Here is a 14153-nt window from a genome sequence, read left to right as displayed (position 1 = left end):
ACTTTTTATTTCCTATGAGTGCCAAGAGAATAATCTACTTCAATACCATTTTTCCGTTAGAGAGAATACCATAAGTGGTACCTTTTATAACTTTGCCCATAAAGGCACTGTTTTTGGATGTTGATAGTATGTGTTCTCTTCTAAACTTTGAATCACCCTTGGGGTTAAATAAAGATAAATTAGCCTCGTTACCAATATCAATACTATGGTTTTTTATCCCAAAAATTGTTTTACCATTGGTAAGCATGGCGATTGTTTTTTCTATTCCTAAAATATTATTTAATGTGCCAAAAGCACTTTCTAAACCAGTTGTACCGTATTTGGCGTTATCAAACTCTACATTCTTATGTTCTATATCCATAGGTTGATGATCCGATGTTACCATATCTATTGTACCATCATTAATTCCTTTTTTAAGAGCATCTACATCTTTTTGAGTTCTTAGAGGAGGTAAAACCTTGTAATTACTATCAAAACTTGATAACTTGCTATCCGTTAGAGCGAGATGATGCACTGTAATACTACAACTTACTTGTAAACCTTTAGCTTTAGCTTCTTTGATTAATTGTACAGACTTGGCTGTAGAGATTGTGGGTATATGAAGTTTTCCTCCGGTATATTCCAGTAAGAAAATATCCCGGGCAATTTGTAACTCTTCTGCAATATTGGGAATACCTTTTAGACCTAAGAAAGTACTTTGCTCTTCTTCATTTACCATTCCTTTTCCCGCTATATGATTATTTTGAGGGAAAGATTGAACCAGTCCATCGAAGTTTTGAGCGTATAATAATGCTATTTTTAATAAGTTTGGATTCTGTATGGCTTTTTTATAATCTCCAAAAGCAATTGCTCCTTCTTGCTGCATATCATACAACTCTGCCATGTCAATTCCGTCAGACTTATTTGTTAATGATCCTATGGGGTGTAGCGTTACAGCACTGTGCAAGGCTTTACTCATAAGAAAACCTATAGATGCACTTGTATCTGTAATAGGATTAGTATTTGGGTTAAGAGCAACGCTTGTAAAACCACTTTTGGCTGCTACATCAAGACCATGCATAATCGTTTCTCTTTCTTCATATCCCGGTTCACCAAAGCTAACACTGCTATCGAACCAACCTTGAGATATATGAAGGTTATCTAAAACAACTTCTTCAATATTGGCTTTAGTATTTATTTTGGTGTTTATATCTGTAATAGTTCCATTTTCAATAAGAACATCAACCGATTGATGATGAAAAGGTGATGTAGGATCGATTACATAAGCAGCCTTTAATAAGAAGTTCATTTCAAATATTTTAGTAATATGATTTCGACTAGTAAAAATATCAGCGCAAAAATAATAAACCATTTCCAAAGTTCATTAACACTGGTCTCTTCTTTTATTTGATTAAAAAGTTCAGAAACAGATTCATTTACTTCATAACCCGAGGTTGTTTGTAAATTATAATAATTCAGATTACTTTCAGAACTGTCATAATTATAGCTTACATGCTGGATAACCTTGTTTTTATCTCGCAAACTATATATACCAGATCGCGTAGGCACTTCATCTGTAGTAATACGAACCTTAGTAGCAAAACTTTGTTGTAAGGGAATAATATTTTCTTGATTTGATACTAAGGACACTATTCCGTCCTGGCCTAGAGCTATAGGAATATCATAAGTGTTATTTTGACCAATGGTATACGATATATCTGTGAGTTGTAAACTCTGTTTTCCGATATTATATAGCGTAGGTACAATGAGGGGAGAATTTTTAAAATTCGAATTCTCGTTATTTATAGCAGCGGTAAAGGCGTAAATACGATTGGTTTTGTATAAAAACGGGCTACTGTCCTCAAAAGAAAGAATCACATTAGAAGCATTGGTAGGGTAGTAGCTATTTACTTTAGGATATTGAAAATTAGTAACTTTTTTGTCAAATACTCCAAGATATAAGGGGTGAGAAAAATTAATTTGCGTAATCTTTTTTTCTTGCTGTGCTTGTGCAAGTATGTTTAATGCAGTAAAGGAGTTCATAAACTCTTGATACGAATTTAAATCTCCATCCTGAGCTGGAATAAAACAAATCGTACCTCCTTGATTAACAAAAGGTTTTAGAGCATTTATGAGGGATATAGGTATTTGCGTGATTTCATTAATGACTACAAGATTAGCATTAGAAATTGCATTGTAATTAAGTTCGGCTGTAGAACTACTTGTTAAGATAAATTCATCTTGAGTAAAAATATTCTTTATAAAACTATCATTAGCCTCATTTACGGCTACCACTTTAATTTTTTCTGGAGTATTTATGGTAAAATATCTAGAATTATCGAATGTAATTGCTGGATCTTCTAGAGTAACTCTTCCATTTATTTTTATATTTTCATCTAAACGAAATTCTGTACTTATTTTACTGTTTCTGGGAATAGATACAGCCGTTTTTGCAATTAATTTTTCACCATTATACAGTGCTATTGATGTGTTTTCTGCATTAGAATCGGTATTGCTTAATCGTACTTGCAGCATCAATTCGTTATCAAGGTTACGCTGAAGATAAAGACTATCTATTGCGATATTATGCCGAGTAACAGGTTTCATTTGCACCAAATGAGTCCTAGTTTTATCATCTGTTGGTAGTGAAAATGGATTTTCTTTTTGTTGAAAATCTGAAACCATTATAACACGCTTAATTGTTTCTGAAGAAGAGGTCAACAATTGTTTCGCTTTTAGATGAGCCGCACCATAAGGAATCTGATTTGAACTATATTCTATTTGAAGTAAATCGTTTTGAATGTCTTTTTTTGAAACGTTTCTAAATGTTTCGGTATTGGTAAATATAGAAATATTTTCCTCTTCGGATAAACCACTAAGAATTTCTTGAATCGATCGTTTCAATAAAGGTCCTTTGGCCCCCTTAGCCTGCATGCTAAAAGAGTTATCAAGGTAAATAATAGTTTCACTTTGTTTACCAACAATATCTTGCGAAGCCAGAAAAGGCTGTGCAAATGCAATTATAAGAGCGGCTAGAATTAACAGGCGAGTAAGTAGTGTAAGCCACTTTTTAAGCTGAGAACTTTTTCGAGTTTGTATAGTAACAGCTTTAAGGAATTGTACGTTAGTAAAATCAACTTTTTGAAAACGACGTAATTGAAATAAATGAACTAGGATAGGAATTATAAGTGCAAAGAGAGCATAAAGAAATTCTGGATGTTTAAACTGCATTCCTAATTTTTAGTTTATCAAATATAATACAAGATTTATGATTTGAGATTCTTCATTAACTAATTTTAATAAACTTATTCGTATTTCATAAAAAAAGGTGGAAGTAAATACTTCCACCCATTATATATATGTATAGTATGTATACCCTAGAAAATGTAGTATCCTACTGATACTTGGAAATTCGAATTTTTTGCATCACCATTAGAAACAATATCAGTAAGACCAAAATTATATCTTAGTTGACCGAAAAAAGCACCAAATTCTACTCCTGCACCTACTGCACCACTAAAGTCAAAACTTTCGATGTCATTTACATTATCTCCTTCATTAACAACGAAACCAAGCTGTGGCCCTGCTTCTACACTAAGAAATTTGGCAAATTTAAGCTTAGCCAAAATAGGAACGTTAAGGTAATCAATATTAAAATCAATATCACCTAATTCAGCACCTTGGGCAGAATATAAAAGTTCTGGTTGAATAGCAAAAGTCTCAAGAACGCTAATTTGAAGAACACCACCGATATGAAATCCAGTTCTGGAATCAAAATCAACATCTCCTGTTACGTTGGCAAAGTTAACTCCACCTTTTACACCTAATTTAATGTCTTGTGCGCTAGAAGTAAATGTAAAACCGATTACTGCAATTGCTAATAAAAATAGCTTTTTCATAATTGTAAATTTAAGGTTTGTTTGAATTCAAATATATAAACTATTAGTTGAATAAAACATTAAATTTAAAAAGAATTGGTTGTTTCGTCGATACTTTTTAGTTGTTTGTCCTAGTAAATATCATTCTTTCAACAATATAAATGAGGTGATTAATCCAAGGATTCTATCATTTTTTAAGTACGATTTCAAAAGAAAGAATGTTGTATCTTCGCCAAAAATTGGAAAATATAATTCAACTTGCAACACGAATTTACTATACAAGTTTCTCCTGAAATTGCTTCGAATCCCGAGCAATTAAAGCAAATGATTTCTAGCAAAAATAGTATTCCTATAGATGAAATACGTTATGTCGAGATTGTAAAACGCTCTATCGATGCCCGGCAAAAGGCAATTAAAGTAAATTTGAAGCTAAAAGTTTATGTGCAAGAAGATTTTATAGGTCAACCGATTGAATTACCCGATTATCCAGAAGTTACAAATGCTCCTGAAATTATAATTATTGGAGCTGGCCCTGCAGGTTTATTTGCTGCTTTGCGTTGTATTGAGCTTGGCTGTAAACCAATTGTTCTAGAACGGGGTAAGGATGTAAGAACACGTAGAAGAGATCTTAAAGCCATTAATAGAGATCATATTGTTAATGAAGATTCTAATTATTGTTTTGGTGAAGGAGGAGCAGGAACATACAGTGATGGAAAGCTATATACGAGATCAAAAAAAAGAGGAGATGTACATCGTATCTTAGAATTATTAGTGGGATTTGGAGCTACAGATCAGATTTTGGTAGAAGCGCACCCACATATTGGTACGAATAAATTGCCAGAAATTATATCAACAATTCGCGAAAAGATTATAGAAAGGGGAGGTGAAGTACATTTTGAGACTCGCGTTGTAGATTTTGAAATTAAGAATTCTGAAGTTAAGGGTGTTACATTACTTGATGGGAGTACAATAGCCACGAATAAAGTAATTATTGCTACGGGGCATTCTGCAAGGGATATTTTTGAGTTGTTATATCAAAAAAAGATAGTAATCGAAGCAAAACCCTTTGCTCTTGGAGTGCGTGTTGAGCATTCTCAACAATTGATAGATCAAATTCAATATTCTTGCACCACAAGAGGGCCGTATTTACCTCCATCACCATATAGTATAGTAAAACAAGTAAGAGGAAGAGGAATGTATTCTTTCTGCATGTGTCCTGGAGGCGTAATAGCTCCATGCGCTACAAACCCAGGAGAAGTAGTTACCAATGGTTGGTCACCTTCTAAAAGAGATCAATCAACAGCAAATAGTGGTATTGTAGTAGAGCTTAAATTAGAAGATTTTAAGGCGTTTGAGGAATATGGTCCACTATCTGCTATGTATTTTCAGAAAAGTATTGAGCAAAAGGCCTGGGAAGTAGGTGGTAAGAGTCAGCGTGTTCCTGCACAGCGGTTAGTAGATTTGGTAGAAGGTAAATTATCAAATGATTTACCCAATACTTCGTATAAACCTGGTTTAACCTCTGTTGATATGGGACAAGTGTTTCCAGAATTTATTCATCGTACCTTACAATCTGGTTTTAAGCAATTTGACCAGAGAATGAAAGGATATCTTACTAATGAAGCTGTGGTACATGCTCCAGAATCCCGTACTTCTTCGCCGGTACGCATCCCTCGAGATTGGAAAACATTACAACATGTACAAATCAAAGGCCTTTATCCTTGTGGAGAAGGTGCGGGATATGCAGGAGGGATCATTTCTGCTGCCATAGATGGTGAAAAATGTGCCGAGGCATGTGCGGCGACAATTATTTAAGGGATAATTAATTAGATCTTTTAATTGAAAAATCGAAAATTGTTTGTACTTTTTCTTGAGAACTTACTTCAATAGATCCACCTAAGTTTTCAACTAGTTTTTTAACGGTAGAGAGGCCTATGCCATTACCTTTGTTACCACTTCTGTCTTCGGCATTTGCAGTGGTGAATAGCTCAAAAATAGTATCTAATTTATCATTTGGAATACCCATTCCATTGTCAGTGATTCTGAAGTAATAAAATTTTTCATCCATGCTATTATCTATGGATACAATGATTTCTTTCTTATCATTATATTTTATACTATTCCCTATCAGATTGAAGAAAATTTGTTTGAGAGCAGATTTATTGCACTCCAAGACTGGATCATCTTCGGGAAAATTAATAGTAAAATCAGGCTTAATACTTAATAGATCCACAATTTCTTGTAATAAATCATTTAGCTTAAACTTTTCGGGAGTATTATGGATCAGACTTTCACTTTCATAGTGGGCGAGTACATCATTTATGTAATCACTCATCGAAAAAGATGAAGATTTTATATACTCAAAATACTCAAGGCTTTCTTTATCTAATCTATTTTTGAGTAAAAGTTTAAGTAAATCTGTTGTAGTAATAATATTCGCTAAAGGCATTTTTAGATCATGAGAAATAACTCGAGCAAATTCTCTTAGTGCTTCGTTACGTTTCTTGAGTTTATTTTGAATTTTTTCTTGATCTCTAGTTCTTTTATTAAGTTCAAATAGCAATGTTACTTGATTTGCTAATGCTTTTAGAGAATCTAACTGCCTTTTGGATAGTTTTTTTGGCTTACTATCGATCACACATAAGGTACCTAATGCAAAGCCATCTTTGTCAACTAGTGGTACCCCTGCATAGAAAATCACTAATTTTTCTTTTTCGGTAAGTGGATTTTCAGAAAAACGTTTGTCTTTTCTTGCATCTTCAACAATCATAACATTATCTGGATCAAGAATAGCGTGTGCACAAAAGGAAACATTTCTAGGTGTTTCACAAATATCTAAGCCATATTTGGATTTAAACCATTGCCTATCGTTATCTACTAGAGAAATCAAAGAGATCTCTGTTCCGCAAATAAAAGAAGCCAGAGCAGTAATATCATCAAACTCTTTCTCTGTTTTGGTATCGAGAATGTCCAAAGATTTTAAAGCGCCTAACCGTAAGTTTTCATTTATGGGTGTAGCAGTAGAAATCATTCCAATTATAATTGAATTGTAAGGTATGATACAATTCATAATAAAATTAACAAAAATTTATCAATTATTACTAATTAATCAGACTTACGTAGTTATTTTGTGTATTAACCGTAAATTATTGATAATAAAGGTGTTTTGGTAAGTAAATTGTAGAGAGTAAAGCTAAGTTACCCTCTACAAACATGATATATGAATGATTAGTTGAGCATATAAGATCAGGATTGTTCATAAAAGCAACATAGATATATTTAAAAACATGTACACTTTGATAGTTTTTTGTTTCTATTTATTAGTGCTTTCATAATTTTCATTTGGATCCTCAAGTGATTCCATAAAGGCGATAATATCTTTTATTTCTTGTTCGTTTAAATTTAACTTATCTGGAGGTAAGGTTTGATAATCTTGTGCAATACCAATTCCAGAACCGCCTCCGCGATTATAAAAATCTAAGACTTCTTCTAGCGTGTTATATACACCATTATGCATATAAGGGCTGGTTTTGCTGGCATTTCGTACTGTAGATGTTTTAAAGAAGTGTTTTCTCTCTGGAGTATTATACACATAATACCTACCTAGATCAGCACTAATTTTTGCATTTATAGTATCATTCTCTCTAGGTACACCAATCAGTTCTATTTCAGATTCTTTATAATCAGGAGGAACAGTACCATTAAAAAGTGGTGCAAAGTGACATGTAGCACATTTAGCTTTACCATTAAACAAGTTAAACCCTTTAATTTCGCTTGGCGTTAGCGTATTTTCTAAATCATTGATATTGCGATCAAATTTAGAATTAAATGGATTTAGATCACGTATGTAACTAGCTATAGCATTTCTGATATCGGCATTATTGATTTTGGTTTTGTTAAACACCTTAGCATAAGCTTTGATATACGAACTGTCTTCTTCTACTACTTTTTTCAGGGCCTCTAAATCTGTATGAAACTCATTTTCATTTTTAACTACAGCTATGATTTGCCCTTCTAGACTACCCGCTCTCTTATCAAAGAAAAAAGCCTTTTGTAGACCAGAATATAAGAGGGTAGGGGTGTTACGAGTTACTCCTTTACCAATTTTTAATCCATCTGTAAAAGCTTTCTCTGGTAAATGACAAGTAGCACAACTCATGTTCTTATTAGAAGACAAATTTGTATCATAAAACAATTTCTCCCCCAATGCGATTTTTTCTGTAGTTATTTCACCTGAGTTTCTATCTGAAAAATACTTCAAATTAAAGGTATTTGCAGAAAAGAGTGATTTGACATCGTTTTTTATAGCCAATTCGAAAGGAAAACTAACATTCCAATCTGTCACGATCAGATTCCATAACGCTAATTGTTTATGCGTATGCTTTTTTATGAATGTATACCGGTCAAAAGAATTAAAATCACCCGTAAGATCCTGTATAGAATTATCCAACTCGGTATTTAATTTCTGAAAAACCGTAATATCTTTAAATTCATTTTCAAATAATGCCAAATAAGTCTTAAGACTTTGGTATACAATCTTTGATTCTTCTAATGAATTTTCTAATACGGGAGAATCAAAACCAGTAGTCCCGGTAACAGCAATTCTAATAATCGCTTTTCTTAGTAGCCATAAAAAATGATATGTTTTTAAATGACTAAAATTGCAATTTTCTTTAATTAGTTTTAATCGATTCGAAACTAAACTTAGATGTTTGTTTACAATAGTTAAGTCGATATTGTCTACAAAGATATTTTCTTCTAATACCTGATAACCACTTGGTTTTTTTATTTTAATATCCGTAAAATCATCTTCTTCTACTTTTAGAATATTTGGTTGATTGAGAAAACCATAATTTTCTGAATCTATAGAAGATAGTATAGGTTCGATTTTTTTAAAATAAACTCTTGATTTTAAAAAATATTTTTCAATTTGCTCTGTGTCATTTGCCGAGCTATCTAAAAAGGCAATAGCCATAGAAATATCTTCTATAAATTGCTTTTTCATTTGTGCATGATATGGTACTATTTCGGCTTTTTCTTGTTTCGAACAAGATAAAGTACTTAATATGATAAAGAGGCTTATTGCAAAATAAGCCCCTTTTTTATACGTTGATAAATGTGTAACAATCATATATTATCTTGCTAACCCTTTTACTACATATAGCATACTTCCTTCTTTACGACTACTTGCCAAATCAGGATTTGCTGTTGGATCTGTAAACGGAGTACCATCTGTTCTTTCCCAACCGTGATTTTGAGTGATTAATAAGAATGTTTCTTCTACTCCAATAGTTTCTGAGATATCAATCATACCTGTGATTTCCCAAATTCTATCCTGAGGACCATAACCTAATGATGCAGCTCTTACTTGATCACATTCTAATACAGTCTTTAAAGTACCTGTATTTAGATCATATTGGTATAATCTAGAGTAATGATTAGCAGTAGCTTTAGAGATTCCATTAGGGTCTTCTTGGATGTATGCATAATTTTCTGTAATTAAAATATTATCAGGACTGTGAAAAGCTTCTGCTTTTCCACCAGGAACATCGCCATCAAGGACACATACAATTTTACCAGGACCAGAAGGATTTCTTGGGTTAAGAATGACTTTATAAATTCTTCCTGAAATAGTTCCTTTTCCAATTAGACCATCTTTTTCTCTACCTGTTACTGCAAAGTATAATTCTTGGTTGTTTTGTCTAGAACCTCTTCTCCAGTCAAGATCTTCTAATCTAGAGAATCCCATAACTCCTTTTTCTTTTGCTTCGGCATCCAATAAATCAATATCTCTTTCATTAAGTTCTACAAACTCGATACTGTAAGCCACACCCTCTTTCATGTCTACCTCATATGTTATATCAGGAGAAGTTACTTTTAAGCCATATAATTTTCCTCCATCAAGATCACCTCTTCGACCTACATACATCCCTAGTTGACCAGAAGGAACTTCATTATTACTATTATCATCACCAATAAATACTACAGTTTTACCAGGATATGCTCTTTTGTTTAAGGCTACTGTATTTTCTGTAGACCATTGTCCTAAGGCAGGTAACATTCTTGCTGCCGAAGCTTCAGATGCATCTCTATTTGGATTAGTTGCGAAAACACCTTTAGAGTTTCCTCCCCATTCTCCTCCAGAAAGATATAATGGCCCAAAACCATGCTCTTGAGGTGTAATTAAAGAACCAGAACACTGAGCAGTATTTGCTGTAGCAACAGCATTAAGAATATGTTCTCCTTTAACAGGCTTAAAAGTTTTATCTAGTGTAATTCTAGCCACAGAGTAATCTGCTTCGATGTTATTTATTAAGGTATAAGTACCATTTTTATTGCGAAGTAATCCTGCACCGTCGGCCATAGAACCATACGTGAAGTCAGGAATGTAAGTATCTTCTGAAGAAAGAATGTTGAAAATTTCTATATCTGAAAACTCTGAAGTTGTTTCTAATAAAACTGGGGAGATAGAGTGATTTTTAAATTCAATATCATCATTTCCAGGCTTGGTAGGTCCGCTATAGTCATCAAGATTACAGGAAGCCAAAATCATTGCAAACGCAAGCACTGCAGTAAAAAAGTAATTTTTCATGATTGTGTGAGTTTTTTTCGTTTTCACAAATTTAACTCAAGACAGACCTCAACAACTTTATGAAGATGTTTTATGTTTATTAAAGAAATATCACGCTAATGTTTTCAATGTAAAGTAATCATTATTGTTTAGAATAAGTCTAAACATCATCGATGTATTATACCCAAAATTGATTCCTTTTTCTAATAAGTAGACCTTTATACAATTAGTCTTTACAAACCGTAAAATGAAATACACTTCCTTCATTTATTTGTGAATCAACGGTAATGGTTCCGTCGAGATAGTTTACAATTCTTTTTACAGTAGCCAAACCAATACCGCTACCCATATTTCCATCCCTATCCTCTTTTCCTAGTGTTGTAAAAAGCTCAAATATTTTAGACCGATCATTTTCTGAGATGCCATCTCCATTATCCTTTACAGAAAAAGTATAGTGACTCTTAGTATCTTCAAAAGAAATTGAAATTTTAATATGCTCTTTAGAATTGTATTTTATGGCATTTGTTATCAGGTTAAGAAACACCTGCTGTAAAGCCGATTTATTAGCATATACAGTTGTGTTGTTATCCTTAGGATATTCGAAATCGACATTAACGGCTGCCGCAGATAATTCCTTAATTTCAAGAAAAAATGCAGATAAGTTAATATGCTCTCTTTTTTTCTTAATTGTATGGTCACTTTTGTAAAACTGTAGTAAACCATCTACATAATCTCTTAATGAAAGAGATGAAGTTCTTAAATATTCTATGTATTGAATAGATTCCTCACTTAAATTACTCTGATTTTCTTCTTTAAGAAGCTCGGTGAGCATAACAATATTCGAAATAGGAGATTTAAGATCATGAGATACTATACTTGCAAATTTTTTCAGGTTTTCATTTCGTTCCTCAAGATGAGTTTGAAATTTTTTTAATTGTGTATTATTATACTTTTGCTCATATAAATTCATGACTTGTTTAGATAAATCAAGCATAGCATTTATCTGTTTAGAATCGAGTTTACGAGGTTTATGATCGTAAACGCACAAGGTGCCTAGTTTATATCCATCATTATTGACTAACGGAACTCCAGCATAAAAAATGGCACCATACTCACTTACTAATGGATTGTCATGAAATCTCTCGTCCTTTCTTGAATCTTCGACAATCATTATGTCATCATCAGAGTTTATAGCATGACCGCAAAATGATATTTCTCTAGGGGATTCGTTAAAAGGAATACCTAGATGTGATTTCAAGAAATTACGATCTTTATCTAATAAAGTGATTAAAGCAATTGGAGTATCACATATATAGCTAATTAATCTAGTTATATTGTCAAAACTTTCTTCGGGCAAAGTATCTAAAAGTCCGTATTTCTCTACGGCTTTTTGTCTTTGATATTCATTTTTTGGTATCTGTGGGGCTATCATTTCTATATTCTAAATTGTTAATGCAAAAAGACTCATTATCAATCAAATAATTATTCGGATTTAGACGATAAATAGTTTAAAAACTAACATTTAAGTCTATTTATTGAAAAATAAAGGCAATGGTTCGGTATATAATTTAAGTCCATTTCTAGATATTATCAACTAAAAAAAGATGTTTTTTTAAAATTTCTCAAAAACACCAAGACCAAATAATGCATAATCATATTTTACAGGATCTGTACGATCTAATAGTCTTAATTGATGATCCAATTCTGCTAATGCTTTACCATCATTCTGTTTGCGTTTAAGTAACCTCAATTTCCTTGCCACATTACCAGAATGAACATCTAAAGGACATGAAAGTTGTGCTGGAGATAAATTATTCCAAATACCCAAGTCAACTCCAGCTTTGGCATCTCTTACCATCCATCTTAAGAACATATTAATTCTTTTTGCCGCAGAGTTTTTATGCGGGTCACTTATATGTTTTTCGGTTCTGACTGGATGCGACAGAGAAAAGAATTCTTTTTTAAAATGATGTATAGCGCTTTGCAAATCCTCCTCTTCGCTAAATTGCATATAAAATGACTCCATATCTACATATTTAGTATAGATATACTGTAACCCTTTAATAAAGTAGGCAAGATCTATATTGTTAAATGTTCTATGCACAAAACTATCAAAAGTGCTTAAATCATCTGAACTATGATTCATTACAAAATCATAGGGACTATTATCCAAAAGCGCCATTAATCGATGTGCATTGGTTAAAATACTTTTTCTATTACCCCAAGAAATTGTAGCTGTAAGAAATCCTGAAATTTCAATATCTCTTTTTTGAGTGTATAGATGTGGAATTTGAACAGGGTCTGTTTCTATAAACTTGGGTTGTTCATAAAAAGCAGCTTTCTCATCCAAAAACTCTTGTAGTTCTGATTTACTTAGGTTCTTCAAAGTTTTGTTATGCTTATAAGTTGGTCAAAATTAATTAACACTATTACAATTAACCAAATAGTAATGCAATAAATTCTATTATATAACAGTTTTTAATACTTTAGTAATGAATACAACAATTTTTTGTTGGATTGCTATAATTAAATAATTTTACCTTCCTAATAACACATTTGTCAGTGAGTTTTTTTAAAGAATCGTAAAATGGACACAAGAGACACATTGTTTTTAATTTTGGGCTTACAAACGTTAGTTATTTTACTGATATTGTTTTTATATAGATCAAACAAAAACCATATAAATAAATACCTTGGTTTGGTTTTTATCACCTTGTTCACAGAAATTATAGTTTATTTTCTGGCAAAGGTAATCCAGCATCCGGCAATGCATTATATTCCTTTAAGGTTTGACTTTTTAACCATCAACTTTTTGTTTCTATATGCCTTAAAAACAGCAGGGGTGAGGGTAAAGTCAGAAATTAGTTTTTATATACCGGCAATAATAGAATTTACGGTCCTTCTGTTTGTTTTTATTGGTGTATTAATTAACTCTAACCTTCATGATAGTCTAGTTCTGTATCGTTTTAACACGATTACACATATTCTTTCCTCAATCTATATCATCACTATATGTATATTGATTATTAGGGTTAATCAACGGCATAAAGCATTACTACCAATTCATTTTACAAATACAAGATATAAGTCTTTAACATGGCTCACTGTATTTTGTATTAGTTGTATTGTCCTAAATGTTTTTAGGCATTTATACTTAAATATAGGGGGCAAAACAGAATTTGTTTCTCTTGTATATTGTGGCATATCGCTACTCTGTACTTATTATATTACGATTGCTAGTATCATTCAGATTAATATTGATAATATTATTCCTTCAAAAACTGAAGTTGAAGAAGATAGAAAAGAATTGAAAGGTATTCTTCATAACATTGAACAATACCTCTATAAAAACCAAAGTTATTTGGATCCAAACATTAATTTAAGAAATTTTGCAAAAGATATTAATATACCCGAGCGATCAATATCTAAGGCTATAAATCGAATAGATAACAAAAACTTTAGTAATTATATTAATAGCTATAGGGTTGAAGAGTTTAAACGTTTATTAAGTTCTGGAGAATACGATAAATATAGTATTTCGGCTATTGCTAATGAGGTAGGATTTAGTTCTAGGGCATCTTTTTATAAAAATTTCAAAGAAATTGTAGGAGTTTCTCCATCTGTTTATGTTAAGGAATTAAGCGCTTGATATGTTGTGTTTTAAAGCATGATTGTAGATGTCTCAAATCGTGTTTATGGACATCCTTTTGTTGTTTGGAATGTAA

Annotated in this window: 10 protein-coding genes; 2 read left to right on the top strand and 8 right to left on the bottom strand. The window is 32.2% G+C overall.

The features are described 5' to 3' along the window. Positions 1-34: 34 nt before the first annotated feature. The 3 genes from DK508_RS12665 to DK508_RS12655 form a co-directional block, all read right to left on the bottom strand. Positions 35-1288 (bottom strand): dihydroorotase family protein, encoded by a 1254-nt coding sequence (locus tag DK508_RS12665; protein ID WP_109301343.1) that lies wholly within the window; start codon positions 1286-1288, stop codon positions 35-37. Then, complete coding sequence (locus DK508_RS12660; protein ID WP_109301118.1) at positions 1285-3210, bottom strand: BatA domain-containing protein; 1926 nt, start codon at positions 3208-3210, stop codon at positions 1285-1287. Before DK508_RS12660 ends, DK508_RS12665 begins: the two co-directional genes overlap by 4 nt. Positions 3211-3356: 146 nt before the next feature. Continuing rightward, on the bottom strand, positions 3357-3878 hold the full coding sequence (locus tag DK508_RS12655; RefSeq protein WP_109301117.1) for a porin family protein: 522 nt from the start codon (positions 3876-3878) through the stop codon (positions 3357-3359). 237 nt (positions 3879-4115) lie between these two features. On the opposite strand from DK508_RS12655, the gene DK508_RS12650 reads away from it, so the two are divergent. After that, a complete protein-coding gene (locus DK508_RS12650) occupies positions 4116-5672 on the top strand; it encodes an NAD(P)/FAD-dependent oxidoreductase (protein WP_235016404.1) in 1557 nt (518 codons plus the stop codon). Between the two features lie 7 nt (positions 5673-5679). Here the strand turns inward: DK508_RS12650 and DK508_RS12645 are convergent, their stop codons facing one another. The 5 genes from DK508_RS12645 to DK508_RS12625 form a co-directional block, all read right to left on the bottom strand. After that, positions 5680-6888 (bottom strand): ATP-binding protein, encoded by a 1209-nt coding sequence (locus DK508_RS12645; protein ID WP_109301341.1) that lies wholly within the window; start codon positions 6886-6888, stop codon positions 5680-5682. A 282-nt stretch (positions 6889-7170) separates the two neighbouring features. Further along, positions 7171-8988, bottom strand: a complete 1818-nt coding sequence (locus DK508_RS12640; RefSeq protein ID WP_109301116.1) for a cytochrome-c peroxidase — start codon at positions 8986-8988, stop codon at positions 7171-7173. 3 nt (positions 8989-8991) lie between these two features. Continuing rightward, positions 8992-10449 carry a phosphatase gene (locus DK508_RS12635; RefSeq protein ID WP_109301115.1) on the bottom strand — a complete coding sequence of 486 codons (1458 nt, stop codon included), beginning with the start codon at positions 10447-10449 and terminating at the stop codon, positions 8992-8994. Positions 10450-10654: 205 nt separating this feature from the next. After that, complete coding sequence (locus DK508_RS12630; RefSeq protein WP_109301114.1) at positions 10655-11860, bottom strand: ATP-binding protein; 1206 nt, start codon at positions 11858-11860, stop codon at positions 10655-10657. A 180-nt stretch (positions 11861-12040) separates the two neighbouring features. After that, the gene (locus DK508_RS12625) at positions 12041-12814 is read right to left on the bottom strand and encodes a TIGR02757 family protein (protein WP_109301113.1); all 774 of its coding nucleotides are present in this window, start codon (positions 12812-12814) and stop codon (positions 12041-12043) included. A gap of 201 nt (positions 12815-13015) precedes the next feature. On the opposite strand from DK508_RS12625, the gene DK508_RS12620 reads away from it, so the two are divergent. Beyond that, complete coding sequence (locus DK508_RS12620; protein ID WP_109301112.1) at positions 13016-14077, top strand: AraC family transcriptional regulator; 1062 nt, start codon at positions 13016-13018, stop codon at positions 14075-14077. Positions 14078-14153 lie beyond the last annotated feature (76 nt).

It is taken from the genome of Aquimarina sp. AU474 (assembly GCF_900312815.1).
Classification (GTDB): domain Bacteria; phylum Bacteroidota; class Bacteroidia; order Flavobacteriales; family Flavobacteriaceae; genus Aquimarina.
Note: the sequence above shows the minus strand (reverse complement) of the source record. Positions and strands in the feature narration are given on the sequence as shown.

What these genes read in the sequence shown, in the direction of transcription:
- DK508_RS12635 (WP_109301115.1), bottom strand. Translation starts at nt 10,449, where the DNA reads ATGAAAAATTACTTTTTTACTGCAGTGCTTGCGTTTGCAATGATTTTG.
- DK508_RS12630 (WP_109301114.1), bottom strand. Translation starts at nt 11,860, where the DNA reads ATGATAGCCCCACAGATACCAAAAAATGAATATCAAAGACAAAAAGCC.
- DK508_RS12660 (WP_109301118.1), bottom strand. Translation starts at nt 3,210, where the DNA reads ATGCAGTTTAAACATCCAGAATTTCTTTATGCTCTCTTTGCACTTATA.
- DK508_RS12620 (WP_109301112.1), top strand. Translation starts at nt 13,016, where the DNA reads ATGGACACAAGAGACACATTGTTTTTAATTTTGGGCTTACAAACGTTA.
- DK508_RS12645 (WP_109301341.1), bottom strand. Translation starts at nt 6,888, where the DNA reads ATGATTTCTACTGCTACACCCATAAATGAAAACTTACGGTTAGGCGCT.
- DK508_RS12665 (WP_109301343.1), bottom strand. Translation starts at nt 1,288, where the DNA reads ATGAACTTCTTATTAAAGGCTGCTTATGTAATCGATCCTACATCACCT.
- DK508_RS12640 (WP_109301116.1), bottom strand. Translation starts at nt 8,988, where the DNA reads ATGATTGTTACACATTTATCAACGTATAAAAAAGGGGCTTATTTTGCA.
- DK508_RS12655 (WP_109301117.1), bottom strand. Translation starts at nt 3,878, where the DNA reads ATGAAAAAGCTATTTTTATTAGCAATTGCAGTAATCGGTTTTACATTT.